At 57.0% G+C, this 19556-nt stretch carries 17 protein-coding genes and 1 pseudogene; 7 read left to right on the forward strand and 11 right to left on the reverse strand.

What is annotated here, in order from left to right; translation table 11 throughout:
- Positions 1–34 precede the first annotated feature (34 nt).
- On the forward strand, positions 35–901 hold the full coding sequence (gene yghU / locus PGR23_RS20905) for a glutathione-dependent disulfide-bond oxidoreductase (RefSeq protein WP_015703499.1): 867 nt from the start codon (positions 35–37) through the stop codon (positions 899–901).
- Positions 902–944: 43 nt separating this feature from the next.
- On the opposite strand, the gene PGR23_RS20910 is transcribed toward yghU, so the two are convergent.
- From PGR23_RS20910 to exbB, 3 genes are all read right to left on the reverse strand, one after another.
- Complete coding sequence (locus PGR23_RS20910) at positions 945–1439, reverse strand: TIGR00645 family protein (RefSeq protein WP_032712529.1); 495 nt, start codon at positions 1437–1439, stop codon at positions 945–947.
- A 131-nt stretch (positions 1440–1570) separates the two neighbouring features.
- Complete coding sequence (gene exbD, locus PGR23_RS20915; protein WP_015369671.1) at positions 1571–1996, reverse strand: TonB system transport protein ExbD; 426 nt, start codon at positions 1994–1996, stop codon at positions 1571–1573.
- A gap of 6 nt (positions 1997–2002) precedes the next feature.
- Positions 2003–2734 (reverse strand): tol-pal system-associated acyl-CoA thioesterase, encoded by a 732-nt coding sequence (gene exbB / locus PGR23_RS20920; protein WP_015369670.1) that lies wholly within the window; start codon positions 2732–2734, stop codon positions 2003–2005.
- Between the two features lie 251 nt (positions 2735–2985).
- Between exbB and metC the strand changes: the two genes are divergently transcribed.
- Together metC and yghB are read left to right on the forward strand one after the other, a co-directional pair.
- The gene (metC, locus tag PGR23_RS20925) at positions 2986–4173 is read left to right on the forward strand and encodes a cystathionine beta-lyase (RefSeq protein WP_045392139.1); all 1188 of its coding nucleotides are present in this window, start codon (positions 2986–2988) and stop codon (positions 4171–4173) included.
- A 129-nt stretch (positions 4174–4302) separates the two neighbouring features.
- Positions 4303–4962 (forward strand): DedA family general envelope maintenance protein YghB, encoded by a 660-nt coding sequence (yghB, locus tag PGR23_RS20930; RefSeq protein WP_047043022.1) that lies wholly within the window; start codon positions 4303–4305, stop codon positions 4960–4962.
- Positions 4963–5036: 74 nt separating this feature from the next.
- Here yghB and PGR23_RS20935 read toward each other — a convergent pair whose 3' ends face one another.
- Complete coding sequence (locus PGR23_RS20935) at positions 5037–5936, reverse strand: AraC family transcriptional regulator (protein ID WP_315711490.1); 900 nt, start codon at positions 5934–5936, stop codon at positions 5037–5039.
- A 198-nt stretch (positions 5937–6134) separates the two neighbouring features.
- Between PGR23_RS20935 and yqhD the strand changes: the two genes are divergently transcribed.
- Together yqhD and dkgA are read left to right on the forward strand one after the other, a co-directional pair.
- The gene (yqhD, locus tag PGR23_RS20940) at positions 6135–7298 is read left to right on the forward strand and encodes an alcohol dehydrogenase (RefSeq protein ID WP_396279397.1); all 1164 of its coding nucleotides are present in this window, start codon (positions 6135–6137) and stop codon (positions 7296–7298) included.
- A gap of 144 nt (positions 7299–7442) precedes the next feature.
- Positions 7443–8270 carry a 2,5-didehydrogluconate reductase DkgA gene (gene dkgA / locus PGR23_RS20945; RefSeq protein ID WP_015369664.1) on the forward strand — a complete coding sequence of 276 codons (828 nt, stop codon included), beginning with the start codon at positions 7443–7445 and terminating at the stop codon, positions 8268–8270.
- 34 nt (positions 8271–8304) lie between these two features.
- Here the strand turns inward: dkgA and PGR23_RS20950 are convergent, their stop codons facing one another.
- From PGR23_RS20950 to PGR23_RS20980, 7 genes and pseudogenes are all read right to left on the reverse strand, one after another.
- Positions 8305–8832 carry a GNAT family N-acetyltransferase gene (locus tag PGR23_RS20950; protein ID WP_047043031.1) on the reverse strand — a complete coding sequence of 176 codons (528 nt, stop codon included), beginning with the start codon at positions 8830–8832 and terminating at the stop codon, positions 8305–8307.
- Positions 8832–11169: pseudogene (locus PGR23_RS20955) on the reverse strand (YgiQ family radical SAM protein). Before PGR23_RS20955 ends, PGR23_RS20950 begins: the two are co-directional and overlap by 1 nt.
- A gap of 33 nt (positions 11170–11202) precedes the next feature.
- Positions 11203–12615, reverse strand: a complete 1413-nt coding sequence (ftsP, locus tag PGR23_RS20960; protein ID WP_045392156.1) for a cell division protein FtsP — start codon at positions 12613–12615, stop codon at positions 11203–11205.
- Between the two features lie 83 nt (positions 12616–12698).
- On the reverse strand, positions 12699–13436 hold the full coding sequence (gene plsC / locus PGR23_RS20965; protein WP_045377717.1) for a 1-acylglycerol-3-phosphate O-acyltransferase: 738 nt from the start codon (positions 13434–13436) through the stop codon (positions 12699–12701).
- Positions 13437–13622: 186 nt separating this feature from the next.
- A complete protein-coding gene (gene parC, locus PGR23_RS20970) occupies positions 13623–15881 on the reverse strand; it encodes a DNA topoisomerase IV subunit A (RefSeq protein ID WP_063416535.1) in 2259 nt (752 codons plus the stop codon).
- Between the two features lie 121 nt (positions 15882–16002).
- Positions 16003–16872, reverse strand: a complete 870-nt coding sequence (locus PGR23_RS20975) for a GyrI-like domain-containing protein (RefSeq protein ID WP_396279395.1) — start codon at positions 16870–16872, stop codon at positions 16003–16005.
- Positions 16873–16949: 77 nt separating this feature from the next.
- A complete protein-coding gene (locus tag PGR23_RS20980; protein WP_015369658.1) occupies positions 16950–17345 on the reverse strand; it encodes a YgiW/YdeI family stress tolerance OB fold protein in 396 nt (131 codons plus the stop codon).
- Between the two features lie 150 nt (positions 17346–17495).
- Between PGR23_RS20980 and qseB the strand changes: the two genes are divergently transcribed.
- Positions 17496–18155, forward strand: a complete 660-nt coding sequence (gene qseB, locus PGR23_RS20985; protein ID WP_032712534.1) for a quorum sensing response regulator transcription factor QseB — start codon at positions 17496–17498, stop codon at positions 18153–18155.
- Positions 18152–19501: a quorum sensing histidine kinase QseC gene (qseC, locus tag PGR23_RS20990; RefSeq protein WP_396279392.1), complete on the forward strand. Its 1350-nt coding sequence runs from the start codon at positions 18152–18154 to the stop codon at positions 19499–19501. Before qseB ends, qseC begins: the two co-directional genes overlap by 4 nt.
- Positions 19502–19556: the final 55 nt, after the last annotated feature.

Here is a 19556-nt window from a genome sequence, read left to right on the forward strand (position 1 = left end):
TTTTTTGTACACCTTACTAAAGAGGCAGGTCAGTATGTCCGACAATCAATACCAACCACCGAAAGTATGGGAATGGAAACAGAATAACGGCGGCGCGTTCGCCAATATCAACCGTCCGGTTTCCGGCGCGACGCATGAAAAAGTGCTGCCCGTTGGCAATCACCCGCTGCAGCTCTATTCGCTGGGCACGCCGAACGGGCAGAAAGTGACTATCATGCTGGAAGAGCTGCTGGCGCTGGGCGTGGCTGGCGCTGAGTATGACGCCTGGCTGATTCGTATCGGCGAAGGCGATCAGTTCTCCAGCGGCTTTGTCGAAGTGAACCCAAACTCGAAGATCCCGGCGCTGAGCGACCACTCCACGACTCCGCCGACCCGGGTATTTGAATCCGGCAGCATCCTGCTCTATCTGGCGGAAAAATTTGGTTTCTTCCTGCCGAAAGACCCGGCCGGGCGCACCGAAACGCTGAACTGGCTGTTCTGGCTACAGGGCGCAGCGCCGTTCCTCGGCGGCGGCTTTGGCCACTTCTATAACTATGCGCCGGTGAAAATCGAGTACGCCATCGACCGCTTTACCATGGAAGCGAAACGTCAGCTCGACGTGCTGGATAAGCAGCTGGCGCGCGGCCGCTTTGTGGCGGGGGAAGAGTACACCATCGCCGATATGGCGATCTGGCCGTGGTACGGCAACGTGGTGCTGGGCAACGTCTATAACGCCGCGGAATTCCTCGATGCCGGCAGTTACGTTAACGTGCTGCGCTGGGCGCAGGATGTGGGCAATCGCCCGGCGGTGAAGCGCGGACGGATGGTTAACCGCACCAATGGCCCGCTCGACGAGCAGTTGCACGAGCGCCACGACGCCCGCGATTTCGACACGCAGACCGAAGACAAGCGCCAGGCGTGATGCCCTTACCCGGCGGCGCGGAGCTGCCGGGTAAGTTGTCACATCAGTGTTTTACCTTGGTCAGGCGATCGAGATAGCCCATCACAAAGGCTGACAGCACAAATGTGAGATGGATAATGACGTACCACATCAGCTTGTTATCCGGCACGTTCTTCGCATCCATAAACACCCGCAGCAGATGAATGGAAGAGATAGCCACAATCGACGCCGCCACCTTGTTTTTCAGCGATGTCGCATCCATTTTGCCAAGCCAGTTGAGCTTCTCTTTACCTTCGTTAATATCCAGCGTCGAGACGAAGTTTTCATAACCAGAAAACATCACCATCACCAGCAGCCCGCCCACCAGCGTCATATCGACCAGCGAAAGCAGCGTCAGAATGAGATCCGACTCGCCGACGCTGAAGATATGCGGCAGGATGTGGAATATCTCCTGAAAAAATTTTATCGATAGCGCGATAAGCCCCAGCGAGAGGCCGAAATAAACCGGCGCCAGCAGCCAGCGCGAAGCATAAATAGCGTTTTCCAGAAAGCGTTCCATAAGGTCCTGTCAGTTTGTAAAAATGGCGGCCATTATATCGCAGCTGGTCCATATCAAAACGGTGTGCAGGCGGCGGGGAAATAAAAAAGGCCAACGCAGTGTTGGCCTTTCGGGAGATATCCTGGGGGAAATTACTTCGCTTTGACGGTCTCTTCGCCCACCAGACCAATTTTCAGGTAACCGGCCTGATGCAGCGTATCCATCACTTTCATCATCGTCTCGTAGTCGACGGTTTTGTCGGCGCGGAAGAAAACGGTGGTGTCTTTCTTACCCTGAGTCAGCGCGTCCAGTGAGGCAATCACGCTCTCTTCGGTCACCGGATCGTTGCCGAGGAACATCGATTTGTCGGCTTTCACCGACAGGTAAATCGGTTTTTCCGGACGCGGCTGCGGCTGGCTGGATGAGGCAGGCAGATTGACTTTGACGTCAACGGTGGCCAGCGGCGCCGCCACCATGAAGATAATCAACAGCACCAACATGACGTCGATAAACGGCGTCACGTTAATGTCGTGCATTTCGCCGTTATCATCGAGGTTTTCGTTAAAATGCATCGCCATAGCGGATCAACCTACCCGTAATTTCTGCGCCGGACGCAGCGGCTGAGAACCACTGGCGTTCAGGTCAAGGTCACGGCTTTGCAGCAGCATAATCTGCGCGGCCACATCGCCGAGAGAGGCTTTGTAGCTGGCAATCATGCGGGCGAAAACGTTGTAGATAACCACCGCCGGGATCGCGGCAAACAGACCAATCGCCGTTGCCAGCAGCGCTTCAGCGATACCCGGCGCGACAACCGCGAGGTTAGTGGTCTGCGTTTGCGCGATACCGATAAAGCTGTTCATGATGCCCCAGACGGTACCGAACAGGCCGACGAACGGAGAGATGGCGCCGATAGTCGCCAGATAACCGTTGCCGCGGCCCATATAGCGGCCAACCTGCGCCACGCGGCGCTCAAGGCGGAAACCGGTACGTTCTTTAATGCCTTCGTTGTCATCCACGCCTGCCGACAGTTCCAGCTCATTATTGGCTTCGTTAATCAGCTGAGTGGTCAGGCTTTTGGCATGGAATCCATTCGCGATAGTGTTAGCCTGATCGAGAGAACGCGCTTCGCTGAGCTGCTGCTGCTCACGCTTGAGGCGACGCTTGCTGGACAACATTTCGGCGCCCTTGCCGAAGAAGATAGCCCAGGTGACTACCGAAGCCAGAATCAAGCCAATCATCACAACCTTAACGACAATATCGGCGTGATGATACATACCCCAAACGGAGAGATCCGCCTGCATCAAATTATTACCCACACTGTTTCTCCAGGACGTCAATCACAAAAACTGAGCATAATAATATCAAAACGACATCGAATTGATAGTGGTTCTCATTAGTATTTACACTGTGCAGCAAATCACGTTTATTTTCTTTGCGCTTACGCAGTAAAAAAGCGGCTGACGCCGGTTTCGGGAAAATTTTTGCCTGTATCGTTTCCGGCCCGGTACACAAACCGGTATTCATGGTAGTTTAGACGTCCAGACGTATAAAAACAGGTTTCTATAACATGGCTGATAAACATCTTGATACCGCGCTGGTCAACGCCGGGCGCCGCAAAAAATATACTCAGGGTTCGGTGAATAGCGTTATCCAACGCGCCTCATCGCTGGTGTTTGATACCGTCGAGGCTAAAAAACACGCCACCCGTAACCGCGCCAAAGGCGAGCTGTTTTATGGCCGCCGCGGCACGCTGACCCACTTTTCGCTGCAGGAAGCCATGTGCGAACTGGAAGGCGGCGCTGGCTGCGCCCTCTTCCCCTGCGGCGCGGCCGCGGTCGCCAACACGATTCTGGCCTTCGTCGAACAGGGCGACCACGTGTTAATGACCAACACCGCCTATGAACCCAGCCAGGACTTCTGCACTAAGATCCTTGCGAAGCTCGGGGTGACGACCGGCTGGTTCGATCCGCTCATCGGCGCGGATATCGCCAACCTGATTCAACCCAATACTAAAGTCGTGTTTCTTGAATCCCCCGGTTCGATCACCATGGAAGTGCATGATGTGCCGGCCATCGTCGCCGCCGTGCGCCGCGTCGCGCCGCAAGCCATTATCATGATCGATAACACCTGGGCGGCAGGGGTACTGTTTAAAGCGCTCGATTTTGGTATCGATATCTCTATTCAGGCGGCAACGAAATATTTAATTGGCCACTCCGACGGGATGATCGGCACCGCGGTGGCCAACGCCCGCTGCTGGGAGCAATTATGTGAAAATGCCTATCTGATGGGCCAGATGGTCGATGCCGACACCGCCTACATGACCAGCCGCGGCTTGCGTACGCTTGGCGTCCGCCTGCGTCAGCATCATGAAAGCAGTCTACGCGTCGCCGAATGGCTGGCGCAGCACCCTCAGGTGGCGCGAGTCAATCATCCGGCGCTGCCGGGCAGCAAGGGCCACGAGTTCTGGAAGCGCGACTTCAGTGGCAGCAGCGGTCTGTTCTCTTTCGTCCTTAATAAACGTCTGACCGACGCCGAACTGTCAGCCTATCTGGACAACTTCAGCCTGTTCAGCATGGCCTACTCGTGGGGCGGGTTCGAATCACTGATCCTCGCCAACCAGCCGGAACATATCGCGGCCATCCGCCCCGGGGCGGAAGTGGATTTCAGCGGCACTCTTATTCGACTGCACATAGGTTTAGAAAATGTTGACGATCTGCTGGCGGATTTAGCGGCAGGTTTCGCGCGTATCGTGTAAAGTGACAGGAAGTGGCAACAAAAGCGGACGCTTTCAGAAAAGCGGCCGCTTTTGTTGCGCCCGGGATCAAGGTGCTCGGGCCGCTTCAGGAGTACACTAGTCGAAAAACGGTACCACTTAGGAAAGTCCATGGTTGTCATTCAAGAGATTGTCGCCGCGCTGTGGCAACATGATTTTGCCGCATTGGCAAACCCTCACGTTGTGGGTTTTGTATATCTGGTCATGTTCGCGACCCTGTTTCTGGAAAACGGGCTGCTGCCGGCTTCATTTTTACCGGGCGATAGCCTGTTGCTGCTCGCCGGCGCGTTAATCGCTAAAGGCGTCATGGATTTTGTCCCCACTCTCGCCATTCTGACCGCCGCCGCCAGCCTCGGCTGCTGGCTGAGCTATTTACAGGGGCGCTGGCTGGGTAATACCACTGTGGTTAAAGGCTGGCTGTCGCATCTGCCGCACAAATATCACCAGCGCGCTACTAACATGTTTGATAAACACGGCCTGCTGGCGCTGCTGGCCGGACGTTTTCTGGCGTTTGTCCGCACCCTGCTGCCAACCATGGCGGGTATTTCCGGCCTGCCGAATCGTCGTTTCCAGTTCTTTAACTGGCTCAGCGGTCTGCTGTGGGTTGGCGTCGTCACCGGTCTCGGCTATGCGCTGAGCATGATCCCATTCGTGAAAAACCACGAAGACCAGGTCATGACCTGCCTGATGATTTTACCGATCGCCCTGCTGGTAACCGGCCTCGTTGGTACGGTTATCGTCGTTATCAAGAAGAAATACTGCAGCGCCTGATTCACTCGCGCCGGATGGTCTCAAAATCCCCGGTAGCGCTGGCGCTTACCGGGGCTACAGGCGCCGCATCCTTATCAAATCCCCTGCATCGTGCGAATACGCGCGGCATCTTCACCCGGCGTAATACCAAAATAGCGTTTAAACTCACGGCTAAACTGCGAGGCGCTTTCATAGCCGACGCGCATCGCCGCCGCGCTGGCTTTCATGCCGTCATGGATCATCAGCATTCTGGCCTTATGCAGGCGATAGGTCTTCAAATACTGCAGCGGCGAGGTGCTGGTAACCGATTTAAAGTTATGGTGAAACGCCGAGACGCTCATATTCGCTTCCGCCGCCAGCTGGTCGACGCTGAGGTTTTCGGTGTACTGGCTTTCAATGCGCTTCAGGACGCGGCTAATCAGGCTAAAGTGCGTCTGCCGGCTCACCAGCGCCAGCAGCGCCCCACCGCAGGGGCCAATCAGGACGTGATAAAGGATCTCGCGGATAATCTGTTTGCCGAGAATGCGCGCGTCCAGCGGTCGCTCCATCACGTCTAACAGGCGTTCCGCCGCACAGAGGATCTCTTCTGATAGCACCGCCGAGTTGATCCCGCTGGAAGCGACCGACGGGTGAAAAAGCTCATCTTCGCCGATATCCATCAGCAGCTCCTGCAACTGCAAAATATCGACATTCAACCGCATTCCTGCCAGCGGCACTTCCGGAGTCGCGAAGGTTTCGCATTCAAACGGTAGCGGGACGGTTAATAGTAAGTATTCGTTGGTGTCATAACGGAAGGTTCGTTCATTGATATAGCCAATTTTATGGCCGGAAAAGAGAAAAACGATCCCCGGCTGGTACATCACCGGCGTACGGGTGCCCGGCTGCGTCCCGTACAGCAGACGGATATCCGGCAGCAGGTCACTTAGCATTTCTTGCTTATCTTTCAGCTTATTAACCTTGTCTGTTAATAGCTGGCATATCTCGGCACGGTTCATTTTCGCTGCTTCTCCGACGATTTTTCTACGTCCTTATTGTGCGTAGTTTCCTTCCTTTTCTCCAGCCCAATGGAGAAATGGGCAAGACAATGGCAGGAATGTGCATTGAGAGGAAACGGGCGCAGGAACACAATAGCCGCCATCGGGCAGAGAGTCGTCCTTTCTGCCGGGAGTTTCATCTTTATGAGGGCACCAGCCATGAATAACTTCAATTTACATACCCCAACCCGCATTCTGTTCGGCAAAGGCGCCATCGCCGACCTGCGCGAACAAATTCCAGCCGGCGCTCGCGTGCTGGTGACTTACGGCGGCGGTAGCGTGAAGAAAACCGGCGTACTGGATCAGGTACTGAGCGCGCTGGCTGGCTTTGACGTGCTGGAATTCGGCGGGATTGAGCCAAACCCGTCTTACGAAACGCTGATGAACGCGGTAAAACTCGCCCGCGAAGAGAAAGTGACCTTCCTGCTGGCGGTGGGCGGCGGTTCGGTGCTTGATGGCACCAAGTTTATCGCCGCGGCCGCGCACTATGACGCGAATATCGATCCGTGGGAAATTCTGGAAACCTACGGCAGCAAGATTAGCCGCGCCATTCCGATGGGCTCGGTATTGACCCTGCCGGCGACCGGTTCCGAATCAAACAAAGGCGCGGTTATCTCGCGTAAAACCACCGGCGATAAACGCGCGTTTATGTCCGAACACGTTCAGCCGGTCTTCGCAATCCTCGATCCGGTTTACACCTACACCCTGCCGCCGCGCCAGGTCGCTAACGGCGTCGTTGACGCTTTCGTCCATACCGTTGAGCAGTACGTGACCTATCCGGTTGACGGCAAAATTCAGGATCGTTTCGCCGAAGGCATTCTGCTGACGCTGGTGGAAGATGGCCCGAAAGCGCTGCAGGAGCCGGAGAACTACGACGTGCGCGCCAACATTATGTGGGCGGCGACGCAGGCATTGAACGGTCTCATCGGCGCAGGCGTCCCTCAGGACTGGGCGACCCACATGCTCGGCCACGAACTGACGGCGATGCACGGCCTGGATCACGCTCAGACGCTGGCTATCGTGCTGCCGGCGCTGTGGAATGAGAAACGCGATACCAAGCGCGCTAAGCTGCTGCAGTACGCCGAGCGCGTGTGGAATATTACCGAAGGTTCCGAAGAACAACGTATCGATGCCGCTATCGCCGCAACCCGTCGTTTCTTCGAGCAGATGGGCGTGCCGACTCGCCTTTCCGATTACGGTCTTGACGGTAGCTCCATCCCGGCGCTGCTGGCGAAACTGGAAGAACACGGCATGACTAAGCTTGGCGAAAATCAGGATATCACTCTGGACGTCAGCCGCCGTATTTACGAGGCTGCCCGCTAAGTTATCCCCGCCTGATTCACCTCTCCTTACGTTAAACAAACGTCCGGGAGAGGTGTTTTTACTACCGTTTTTAGCTATTTCGTCCAGACTTAATGCTACCCCTCGGCGGATTTTTCACGCTGAGTTCATTAACAGGAGGAAGGCATGACACATCCAACCGTTATTAAACTACACGACGGCAACCTGATGCCGCAGCTGGGTCTCGGCGTGTGGAAAGCAGGCAACGAGGAAGTCGTCTCCGCCATTCATAAGGCGCTGGAAGTCGGTTATCGTTCTTTTGACACCGCCGCCGCGTACCAAAATGAGGCTGGCGTCGGCAACGCGTTAAGCAGCGCGGGCGTCAATCGCGATGAGCTCTTCATCACCACCAAACTGTGGAATGACGATCAAAAACGGCCGCATGAAGCGCTAAAAGAGAGCCTCAGCAAGCTGAAACTGGACTATGTGGATCTCTATTTAATCCACTGGCCGGTGCCAGCGATAGGCCATTACGTCGAAGCCTGGCAGGCGCTGATCGAACTGCAGCAGCAGGGGCTGGCAAAAAGCATCGGGGTGTGTAATTTCCAGGTGCCGCATCTGCAAAAGCTGATCGATGAAACCGGCGTCGCTCCGGTGATCAACCAGATTGAGCTGCACCCGTTAATGCAGCAGCGCCAGCTGCACGCCTGGAACGCCACGCACAAAATCCAGACCGAATCCTGGAGCCCATTAGCGCAGGGCGGCAAGGGAGTTTTCGATCAGAAGATTATTCACCATCTGGCGGATAAATATGGCAAAACGCCGGCGCAAATCGTCATTCGCTGGCATCTCGACAGCGGACTGGTGGTGATCCCGAAATCCGTCACGCCATCGCGTATTGCGGAAAACTTTGACGTCTGGGACTTCCGTCTCGACAAAGACGAACTCAGTGAAATCGCTAAGCTGGACCAGGGCAAACGTCTCGGCCCCGACCCGGATCAGTTCGGCGGGTAATCCCCTTCACTTTTGCCTTTAGCGCCGCACGGCGCTAAAGGCTTTCGCAAATTAAATGGATATCCTCAGGCTCCAGCGCAAACAGCTCCGGGTCGGGCTCATCAATTAAACGACATCCCTGGGAAAGATAAAAATCAACGGTACTTTTATTGGGAATGGACGAAATATACAGGCCGGACGCGTCAAGGGCAGGAAGCTGTTGCAGCGCATAATCAAACAGACGTCGCCCCCATCCCTGACCGCGCTGCGCCGCGCCCACATAAAAGAATAGCAGTTGGCGTAGATCGCCATTTTTACCCCGTGGCAAGGTATCAATCGCCGCCGCGGCAATGATTTTATCCTGCTCGAAAAAGGCGAAAAAAATACCGCCGCGATCGTAGCAGGCCTCGTGAATAGGCGTATAAATCTGGCGATCGTGAGGATCCCAACCTCGCACATCATAATATTGCGGGTACGCCTGAAGCCGGCCATTATCGAGCTTATAAAGGGTGTCGATAATTTCACTGCGATCTATCTCCCACAACATTTCCAATTGCTGTCGCGACAGGATTACCGGCGTCATTATCGTTCTCTCTCCTTATATGACAGGTTTTCCCCCGGCGATCGCAACCGCCGGGGAAGCGTCTTAGCGGGACGCTGTCTTCGGCTTAATACGCTTTTTCGCCCCCGGAGCGGCCGGCGTCTGGCGCTGATGCGCAACCGGCGTATGCTTCGTCAGCGCCGGGCGGGTATGACGGTTCTGGCGACGCGCTTCACGCATCTCGTCCAGCGTCGGCGCCGGTACCAGGCAGTCACGGCGTGAACCAATCAGATGCTTTTTACCCATCGCCTCCAGCGCCTGACGGATCAGCGGCCAGTTTGCCGGATCGTGATAGCGCAGCAGCGCTTTATGCAGACGGCGCTGTTTATCGCCCTTCGGCACCACCACGTCCTCGCTCTTATAGCCGATTTTACCCAGCGGGTTCTTGCCGGTGTAATACATGGTGGTTGAGTTCGCCAGCGGCGACGGATAGAAGTTCTGTACCTGGTCAAGACGGAAGCGATGACGCTTCAGCCACAGCGCCAGGTTCACCATATCTTCATCGCGCGTCCCGGGGTGGGCGGAAATAAAGTACGGGATCAGGTACTGTTCTTTACCCGCCTGCTTCGAATAGGTATCAAACAATTCTTTAAAGCGGTCGTAGCTGCCCATGCCCGGCTTCATCATCTTCGACAGCGGCCCCTCTTCGGTATGCTCCGGAGCGATCTTCAGGTAGCCGCCGACGTGGTGGGTCGCCAGTTCTTTGATATAGCGCGGATCCTCTACGGCGATGTCGTAACGCACACCCGATGCGATAAGGATTTTCTTGATGCCTTTCAGGTCGCGGGCGCGACGGTACAGATTGATCGTCGGCTCATGGTTGGTGTCCATGTGCGGGCAGATATCCGGATAGACGCACGACAGACGACGGCAGGTCTGCTCGGCTCGCGGCGATTTACAGCGCAGCATATACATATTGGCGGTTGGGCCGCCAAGATCGGAAATAATGCCGGTAAAGCCGGGAACCGTGTCGCGAATCGCTTCGATTTCATTAATGATCGAATCCTCGGAGCGGCTCTGGATGATGCGCCCTTCATGCTCGGTGATCGAGCAGAAAGAACAGCCCCCGAAGCAACCGCGCATGATGTTGATAGAGAAGCGAATCATCTCGTAGGCCGGGATACGCGCATCACCATAAGAAGGATGCGGCACACGCTTGTACGGCAGCGCAAAGACGCTGTCCATCTCTTCAGTCGACAGCGGGATCGCCGGCGGGTTAACCCAGATATAACGCTCGCCGTGCTTTTGCATCAGCGCGCGGGCGCAGCCTGGGTTGGTTTCATGGTGCAGAATGCGCGACGCGTGAGCGTACAGCACTTTGTCGCCTTTGACCTTCTCAAAGGATGGCAGTAATACGTAGGTTTTTTCCCACGGTTTTGGCCGCGGCGGCTGCACGACAACGGCTTTGGCCTCGGCTTTTTTCGGCGCCACCGGTTTGTTGTCTGCGCACGGCAGGTCTTCACCGTACGGATGCGGAATCGGGTCGATTTTGCCCGGCGTATCCAGACGCGTGGAGTCAACGCCGCTCCAGCCCGGCAGCGCCTCTTTTACCATGATCGCGGTATTACGCACATCGCGAATATCGCCGATGTCCTCGCCCATCGCCAGACGATGCGCCACTTCAACCAGCGGGCGCTCGCCGTTGCCGAACATCAGCATATCGGCTTTCGAATCCACCAGCACCGAGCGGCGCACGGTATCGGACCAATAATCGTAGTGCGCGGTACGGCGCAGGCTGGCCTCAATACCGCCGAGGATCACCGGCACGTCTTTCCATGCCTCTTTACAGCGCTGGGTATAAACCAGCGTCGCGCGGTCCGGGCGCTTACCCGCGACGTTGCCGGCGGTATAGGCGTCGTCATGGCGCAGCTTACGGTCGGCGGTATAGCGGTTGATCATTGAGTCCATATTGCCCGCGGTCACGCCGAAGAACAGATTCGGCTTACCCAGGCGCATGAAGTCTTCTTTGCTGTTCCAGTCCGGCTGGGAGATGATCCCTACGCGGAAGCCCTGCGCTTCCAGCATACGGCCGCATATAGCCATGCCGAAGCTTGGATGGTCGACGTAGGCGTCGCCGGTCACCAGAATAATGTCGCAGCTATCCCAGCCAAGTTGATCCATCTCTTCACGCGACATTGGTAAAAATGGCGCAGGGCCAAAACAGGCAGCCCAGTATTGCGGCCAGGAAAATAGGTCACGATCCGGCTGGATCAGGGATATTGCGCTCATATTGCTTCCGGGGAAAATGATAAAAAAATAACCAAAAGGGCGTGGATTATAAGCCGGAATGATAGTGGAAATGAAGGAGGATTTTCTCAAACCCTGACCGTGTTGCGGCCAGGGTTGCGGATATTACGGCGCCGGATTGACCAGAATCTGGCCAATCGAGCCGCGGTCGGCGAGTTCCAGCGTCTGGCTCAGGTACTGGAACGGGAAGTGCGGCCAGGAAGGCTGGTTATAATAAACCAGCAGTTCTACCTGCCCATCAATCCATACGGTATCTTTCCAGCCTCGGTCTTCCGGGAACGGCATCGTTCCATTAACGTTACGGATCTGGAACATCACGCCTTCAATATGGAACGACTGCGGGCGGTCGGCGCGCACGGTCCAGCGCTCCCAGGTACCCTGCTGGGCGGTGATATCAATACGCTGCGGATCCCACAGTTGGCCATTGATGCCAGGGTCGTCGCCGAGCGTAATATCGCGGCTGCGTAGCGGCGTGCCGGAGAGCAGCTCGGTCGGCAGCAGCCGCACCGGCAGGCTATCGGTAACCAACGGCAGCAGGCCGGTCGGACGCAGCGTCAGCACCAGCGTGGAGATCAAAATGCTCGACGGCTCGAAGAAACCGCGGATACGGTCGACGATGCTCGCCGCTTCGCCGCAGGTAATCGACACTTCATCGCCGTTGGTCATATCCACCAGAATTTCTCGCCGCTCGCCGGGGGCCAGCGACAATTGCTTAAGTGAGACCGGCGCCGGCAGGAAGCCCTGATCGCCTGAGATAACGTGCAGCAGACGGCCATCGCTCATCTGCAGCTGATAGCGGCGCGAGTTAGACGCGTTCAGCAAACGCAGTCGTACCCAGCCGCGAGAGACTTCGACATACGGCCCCTGCGCGCCGTTGACCAACAGGGTATCGCCAACGAAGCCGCCGCTGCCCGGTTCGCTATATTCCGGGGTGCCGAAGTTATCCAGCCGCTTATCCTGAATAATCACCGGGAAGTCATCAACGCCGTAGTGGTTTGGGATCGGCAGGTTTTTGCTGACCTCGTCTTCCACCAGCCACATTCCCGCCAGACCGTTGTAAACCTGTTTCGCCATCCGGTTCGGGGTATTCGCCTGATACCACAGCGTGGCCGCGCCCTGGCGGATCGGCAGCACCGGCGCCCAATCCGCATTCGGCGACATCATGCGCGCCGCGCCGCCAATCAGCGGCCCCGGCACCTGCAGGCCGCGAATCGTCATGGCGACGTTTTCGGTCAGGCGGTTACTGTAGATAAGTTTGACATCATCGCCATTCCAGACGCGAATGGTCGGCCCCAGGTAGCGGCCATTGATGCCCCATACCGGCGCGCGCGTGCCCTGGGTGAATGACCAGTGGGAACGTTGCAGGGTCAGAAACAGCGGCTGACCGCGACGGGATTCCAGCAGAGGCGGTATGGGGAGCGCCGGCTGCTGGCCGGCGGCATGAGCCTTCAGCGGCGCGGCGCCCGCGCACAGCGCTACACCTGAAGCCTTAATAAACTGACGCCGACTGAGTGACATATTAACTCCATGAAATACTGACAATGCAAAAAGGGAATTCGTTTCCCGCCAGCAATACGCTCGCGTTCGCGGCGTTTCCTGTATTATTTCTTTCCAGCCGCTTCGCGCTCGGCCACTTCTTTATCCAGCTCGGCGATTTTAGCGGACATCAGCTCGCGGCAGTGTGTCGCCAGCGCGCGCACGTTATCTTTACCAAACTGGCTGGTATCGACCGGCGGCAGCATCTCGACAATCACCAGACCGTTGTTCCAGCGATTGAGTTTAATTTTGTTCGATGTATTCGACACGCATACTGGAATAATCGGCACGCCAGCGGCGATGGCCGCGTGGAACGCGCCGGTTTTAAAGGGCAGCAGACCGCGGCCGCGGCTGCGGGTCCCTTCCGGGAACATCCAGAACGAAATTTTACGCTTTTTAAACGCATTCACCACTTCAGCAATAGTGCCGTGCGCTTTGGTTCGGTTATTGCGATCAATCAGCAGGTTGCCCGTCAGCCAGTAAAGCTGGCCAAAGAACGGGATCCACAACAGGCTTTTTTTACCCACGGTAACCGTCGGCGGCTGCACGATGTTCGACGCTGTCACCATATCATAGTTGTTCTGGTGGTTAGCGATGTAGATCGCATTGCCGTAGCTTTCCGCGTCCGCAGGCTTACGCAGCTCGACTTTCAGGCCGAATACCGGGGACAGACGGCCAAACAGATGACCAAACGTCGCGACGTGCTTAGGGTTGCGCGGGCTGAACAAGCAGTAAAGACTGCCAAATATGCACACCACGATGCAATAAATGACAACAAAAATTAGTCGAAAAATAAATAACATAGCTTCCTCTGAAACCCAAACCGCTTAGCGTTATCCCTGTAGAATAACAGGTTCAGGACACCGCAGCCCTCTCAACGCGGGGCGGAAAATCTCCGCCCCTGGAGGACATGTTAATCGCAATGCCTGAATAAACAACGATTTTGCGGCAAATTTTCGCATCCTCCAGCCAGGTGAAGGATGCGGGTCTTACTCTTCGCTGTCGCCAGCCGAGGCGCGGCGCGGGGAGTCGATCTCCACGCGGTCGATTTTTTGCAGGCCGCGCATCAGCGAACCGCGACGACCGCGCTCGCCGGTGACTTTTTGCAGCTCTTCCGGACGCAGTTTGATCTTACGCTTGCCGACGTGGATAGTCAGCGTGCTCTGCGGCGGCAGGACAAACAGATGCGCCAGACCATCCTGGCCGGAGGCAGCTTCCGCAGATGGAATGTTGATAATCTTGTTGCCTTTGCCTTTCGACAGCTGCGGCAGGTCGCTCACCGGGAACATCAGCATGCGCCCGGCGTTGGTGATCGCCAACAGCATATCGGCATCGTCTTCAATGACCAGCGGCGGCATGACATGCGCGTTCTCCGGCAGCGTAATCAGCGCTTTACCGGCGCGGTTGCGCGCCACCAGGTCGTTGAAGGTACAGACGAAACCGTAGCCGGCATCGGAAGCCATCAGCAGCTTCTGATCGTCTGCCTCCATCAGCATATGTTCTACGCTAGCGCCCGGCGGCAGCGTCACTTTACCGGTGACCGGTTCGCCCTGGCCGCGGGCGGAAGGCAGCGTAATCGGGTCAATGGCATAGCTGCGCCCGGTGGTATCAATGAATACCACCGGCTGGTTGCTCTTGCCTTTCACCGACGCTTTCCAGCCATCGCCGGCTTTGTAGCTCAGCCCCTGCGCATCGATATCGTGACCTTTGGCGCTACGCACCCAGCCCATCTGCGACAGAACGATAGTGACCGGCTCGGACGGCAGCATATCGTGCTCGCTCATCGCCTTCGCTTCTTCGCGTTCGCGCAGCGGCGAACGGCGGTCGTCGCCGAAGGTATCGGCATCGGCCTGCAGCTCTTTCTTCAGCAGGTTATTCATCTTGCGCTCGGAGGCCAGAATCGCCTGCAGCTGATCGCGCTCTTTTTCCAGCTCGCTCTGCTCGCCGCGGATCTTCATCTCTTCCAGTTTGGCGAGATGGCGCAGTTTTAATTCCAGAATCGCTTCCGCCTGGGTTTCGCTGATGCCGAAGCGGGCAATCAGCGCCGGCTTCGGTTCATCTTCGTGGCGGATTATCTCAATCACTTCATCAATGTTGAGGAACGCGACCAGCAAACCTTCGAGGATGTGCAGGCGCTTGAGGACTTTTTCCAGACGGTAGTTCAGGCGGTTACGCACGGTGTCACGACGGAAGGTCAACCACTCCGTCAGGATTTCAAGCAGGTTTTTCACCGCCGGACGGTTGTCCAGGCCGATCATGTTGAGGTTGATGCGGTAGCTCTTTTCCAGATCGGTGGTGGCGAACAGGTGGTTCATCACCTGCTCCATATCCACGCGGTTGGAACGCGGCACGATCACCAGACGGGTCGGGTTTTCATGATCCGACTCATCACGCAGGTCATCAACCATCGGCAGCTTTTTGTTACGCATCTGCGCGGCGATCTGCTCCAGCACGCGCGCGCCGGACACCTGATGCGGCAGCGCGCTAATCACCACCGCGCCGTCTTCTTTCGCCCACACGGCGCGCATGCGCACCGAACCGCGGCCGTTCTGGTAGATTTTGCGAATTTCCGCGCGCGGGGTAATGATTTCCGCTTCGGTCGGGTAGTCCGGCCCCTGCACGATATCCAGCAGCTCATCGAGGGTGGTTTTCGGTTTTTCCAGCAGCGTAATCGCCGCCTGCGCCACTTCACGCAGGTTGTGCGGCGGGATATCGGTCGCCATACCAACGGCGATGCCGGTGGTGCCGTTCAGCAGAATGTTCGGCAGACGCGCAGGCAGCATTTTCGGCTCCTGCAGCGTACCGTCAAAGTTCGGTACCCAATCGACGGTGCCCTGGCCGAGCTCGCTGAGCAGCAGCTCGGCGTATTTCGACAGACGGGATTCGGTGTAACGCATCGCCGCGAAGGATTTCGGATCGTCCGGCGCCCCCCAGTTCCCCTGCCCGTCCACCAGCGGATAGCGGTAAGAGAAAGGTTGCGCCATCAGCACCATCGCTTCATAGCAGGCGCTGTCGCCGTGCGGGTGGTATTTACCCAGTACGTCGCCGACGGTGCGGGCGGATTTTTTGAACTTGGCGCTGGCGTTCAGGCCCAGCTCGGACATTGCATAGACAATGCGGCGCTGAACCGGCTTTAAGCCATCGCCAATAAACGGCAATGCCCTGTCCATGATGACGTACATGGAGTAGTTCAGGTAGGCATTTTCCGTGAATTCATGTAGCGCGAGGCGCTCTGCCATATCGCTCATTAATCGTGGATCCTCAATCTGGGACGCGGCCATTGCGGCGGCAAAACTACCCGCGATAATACCCGATCTCACGCCCTGAGTCACAGGAAGTGAGATCGGTTAAAGAGGATGAGGATATCAATCAGGCTAACGGTAAATAAATATCGGTGCGGAGTTCATGCTCGCCAACTTCATGCACAAAATTGAGGTAGCGGAAGTACACCGGAAAATCCCTTAGTGTCTCCCCGGAGGCGGGCAGCCAGTCGCGATAGAGAAACCAAACGCTTTGCGCCAGCGTGTCCAGCGAACCGTGATGGCGGACCACTGCGCAACGGCCTGCCGGGATCTCGCCGTTAATCACGCCAAACGCGTTTTCGCTAATCGGTCGCTCAACGGTGCCGCAGATATCAAAACGAAACGCGTCGCCTGGCGTTGTTTGCGGATCGTCCCAGGCAATGCCCCAGGTTTCGCTGGTGGCGACTGGCGACAGCCCGCTCGTTTTGCGCCATGCGATAAAACGCGCGGCGGTGGCGTTGACCAGGTCCGGGCTCCCGCGATGTTGCAATACGGCGATCCTTGTGGCTGGAAATTGAATAATGTTGACGTCCATCGAAGTTTGCTCCTGTAGCGTATGTTTCGGTACGCGCCGATGCCACTCGCCCCAATCCGGTCGCTGACGGAACTGAGTCGGGCTTTGATCAAACGCGGTACGGAAGGCGCGACTGAACGACTCCGAATTTTGAAATCCGGCATCAAGGGCAATATCGATGATTTTATCCTGCGGGTTGAAAGCCAGGCGCCAACAGGCGCGCCGCAGGCGTAACCACTGAATATACCGGTACAGCGGAACGCCGGTATACGCGCTAAATTGCCGGTGAAAATGGTAAGGCGAGCTATACGCAATCGCGCTCAGCGCCTCCAGCGTTAGCGGCTCATCAAGATGGTTCTCAATGTACAAACAGACTCGCTGGAAACGCCCGACGTACGCCGGGCTGGCCTTAATATCGTTCATCGTCTCCTCCACGCGACACACTCTGCCAGAGCGAGGATAGCGATTCCTGACCGATCTTGCGCATTCTGGCGCGGGCGTTATGGCGTGATTTTACGGATCTGCTTCACGTCGATCTCGACCGAGTTCCAGTCTTTATCGACTTCACCCTGAATTTCTACCGTATCCTGCGGGCCGACGGTCACGCCGTTCCAGCGCTTGTGGTCGATATCGACGTTCACCACGCCGGAGGCGTCCTGGAATTTATACAGGTCATCAGAGATGCGCTCGACGATTTTACCGCGCAGGGTCACCCAGGTGTCATCACGCAGCGACTTGGCGTTCGCCACGGTGGTCACCGCGCCGCTCGGCCCGGTGAAGCCGCCGGCCTGCGAGGTGGTGGTAGTCGACGGCCCGGTGAAGCCACCCTGCCCGGCGGCCAGTACCGGCATGGAAACCAAAGCAATAATCGCGGTCATCGCAGCAATTTTTTTCATCTTATATTCTCCCTTTTGTGTTGGTATGGCTCCTATTACGCCTGACAAAACTTAACGACTTCTTAAGCGGAAAAAAGAAATTTTAATGCTGTACATCCCCTACTTCAACGCGGTTTACTGCGCAAAGAAACGGGATCGGCGGAGGGAAACATGCGCATATTATTGGTAGAAGATGACAAACTGATCGGCGACGGCATCAAAGCCGGGCTGAGCAAAATGGGCTTCAGCATCGACTGGTTCACCGCAGGCCAGGAGGGCAAAAATGCCTTATATAGCGCCCCTTACGACGCCGCGATACTTGACCTTACCCTCCCCGGCATTGACGGCCTCGATATTCTGCGCGAATGGCGCGATAAAGGCCGTAATGAACCCGTGCTGATCCTCACCGCCCGCGACGCGCTGAGCCAGCGGGTTGAAGGGCTACAGCTCGGCGCCGATGACTATCTGTGTAAACCCTTCGCCCTGATTGAGGTGGCGGCGCGTCTCGAAGCGCTGATCCGCCGCGCTCACGGCCAGAGCAGCAGCGAGCTACGCCACGGCAAGGTGAGCCTCGATCCAAACCGCTTAACCGCCAGCCTCGACGGCGAAAGCCTGGCGCTGAAGCCGAAGGAGTTCGCCCTGCTGGAACTGCTTATGCGCAACGCCGGGCGCGTATTGCCGCGTAAGCTTATCGAGGAAAAGCTCTATAACTGGGACGACGAGGTCTCCAGCAACGCCGTGGAAGTACACGTTCATCATCTGCGCCGCAAACTCGGCAGCGGTTTTATCCGCACCGTGCACGGCATCGGCTATACCCTGGGTGACGCATGAAACGACTCGCCCGTTTAAGCCTGCGCCTGCGACTGACGCTGCTGTTTGTCCTGCTGACCAGCGCCGCCTGGGGGATCGCCTGCGTGATCGCCTGGCAGCAGACCAGCGAAAAGCTGGATAAGCTGTTTGATACCCAACAACTGCTCTTCGCCCGCCGCCTGAGCGCGATGAATGTCGATGAGCTACAGGCGCGACCGACGCAAATCCGCGAAAAGAAAAAAGTAAAACACGGCCATCTTGATGATGACGCGCTGGCCTTCGCTATCTTCACCCGCGACGGGAAAATGGTGCTCAACGATGGTGAAAACGGCGAAGATATTCAATGGGGATCGCAACGCGAAGGCTTCAGTGACGGCTATCTGCGCGGCGATGACGACGAATGGCGCTTCTTGTGGTTGACCACCGCCGATGGCCGACATCGTATCGCCGTCGGTCAGGAGTGGGATTATCGCCGGGAGATGGCGGTGGATATCGTCACCTCGCAGCTCACGCCGTGGCTGGTCGCGCTGCCGCTGATGTTCCTGTTACTCATTGTGCTATTAAGCCGCGAGCTGGCGCCGTTGAAGAAACTGGCTCGAACCCTGCGCCAGCGCGCGCCGGACTCGGCGGAACGTCTGTCGGACGACAAAATCCCTTCGGAAGTTCGCCCGCTGGTCGATGCCCTGAATCAGCTATTCAGCCGTACCCACGAAACCATGCTGCGCGAGCGCCGTTTTACCTCTGATGCCGCCCACGAGTTGCGCAGTCCGCTGGCGGCGCTGAAGGTGCAAACCGAAGTCGCCCAGCTTTCGATGGACGATCCCGAAGGCCGGGATAAAGCGTTGGCGCAATTACATCAGGGCATCGACCGCGCCACTCGGCTGGTCGATCAATTACTTACGCTGTCGCGTCTGGATTCCCTTGCCCAACTGGATGACGTGCAGCCGGTCGCCATCGACGACCGGCTGCAGTCGGCGGTGATGGAGATGTATCACCACGCCCAGCAGTCCGCCATTGAGCTACGCCTGCATCTGAATGCCAGCAATATCGTCCGTACCGGCCAGCCGCTGCTGCTCAGCCTGCTGGTACGCAATCTGCTGGATAATGCCGTGCGCTATAGCCCGCGCGGTAGCCGGGTGGATATCACGCTTTCCGCCCGCGAGTTCCGGGTTCGCGACAATGGTCCAGGCATTAGTCCGCAAGCCCTGGCGCGCATTGGCGAGCGTTTTTATCGCCCGCCGGGCCAGGACGCCCCCGGCAGCGGATTAGGCTTATCGATCGTTCGCCGCATCGCCTCGCTGCACGGTATGCGGGTTGATTTTGCTAACGCGCCGGACGGCGGCTTCGAGGCACGCGTTTACTGGTAGCCTCATTATTGCCAAAAATGCAAAAGACTTTGCACATTTTGCTCATTTTACTGCC

Origin of the sequence: Klebsiella sp. 141162 (genome assembly GCF_050600755.1) — a bacterium.
Lineage (GTDB): Bacteria > Pseudomonadota > Gammaproteobacteria > Enterobacterales > Enterobacteriaceae > Klebsiella > Klebsiella aerogenes.

Excerpts from the sequence above, each read along its gene's own strand:
- yghU (WP_015703499.1), top strand. The coding sequence starts at position 35 with ATGTCCGACAATCAATACCAACCACCGAAAGTATGGGAATGGAAACAG.
- PGR23_RS20910 (WP_032712529.1), bottom strand. The coding sequence starts at position 1,439 with ATGGAACGCTTTCTGGAAAACGCTATTTATGCTTCGCGCTGGCTGCTG.
- exbD (WP_015369671.1), bottom strand. The coding sequence starts at position 1,996 with ATGGCGATGCATTTTAACGAAAACCTCGATGATAACGGCGAAATGCAC.
- metC (WP_045392139.1), top strand. The coding sequence starts at position 2,986 with ATGGCTGATAAACATCTTGATACCGCGCTGGTCAACGCCGGGCGCCGC.
- yghB (WP_047043022.1), top strand. The coding sequence starts at position 4,303 with ATGGTTGTCATTCAAGAGATTGTCGCCGCGCTGTGGCAACATGATTTT.
- PGR23_RS20935 (WP_315711490.1), bottom strand. The coding sequence starts at position 5,936 with ATGAACCGTGCCGAGATATGCCAGCTATTAACAGACAAGGTTAATAAG.
- yqhD (WP_396279397.1), top strand. The coding sequence starts at position 6,135 with ATGAATAACTTCAATTTACATACCCCAACCCGCATTCTGTTCGGCAAA.
- dkgA (WP_015369664.1), top strand. The coding sequence starts at position 7,443 with ATGACACATCCAACCGTTATTAAACTACACGACGGCAACCTGATGCCG.
- PGR23_RS20950 (WP_047043031.1), bottom strand. The coding sequence starts at position 8,832 with ATGACGCCGGTAATCCTGTCGCGACAGCAATTGGAAATGTTGTGGGAG.
- ftsP (WP_045392156.1), bottom strand. The coding sequence starts at position 12,615 with ATGTCACTCAGTCGGCGTCAGTTTATTAAGGCTTCAGGTGTAGCGCTG.
- plsC (WP_045377717.1), bottom strand. The coding sequence starts at position 13,436 with ATGTTATTTATTTTTCGACTAATTTTTGTTGTCATTTATTGCATCGTG.
- parC (WP_063416535.1), bottom strand. The coding sequence starts at position 15,881 with ATGAGCGATATGGCAGAGCGCCTCGCGCTACATGAATTCACGGAAAAT.
- PGR23_RS20975 (WP_396279395.1), bottom strand. The coding sequence starts at position 16,872 with ATGAACGATATTAAGGCCAGCCCGGCGTACGTCGGGCGTTTCCAGCGA.
- PGR23_RS20980 (WP_015369658.1), bottom strand. The coding sequence starts at position 17,345 with ATGAAAAAAATTGCTGCGATGACCGCGATTATTGCTTTGGTTTCCATG.
- qseB (WP_032712534.1), top strand. The coding sequence starts at position 17,496 with ATGCGCATATTATTGGTAGAAGATGACAAACTGATCGGCGACGGCATC.
- qseC (WP_396279392.1), top strand. The coding sequence starts at position 18,152 with ATGAAACGACTCGCCCGTTTAAGCCTGCGCCTGCGACTGACGCTGCTG.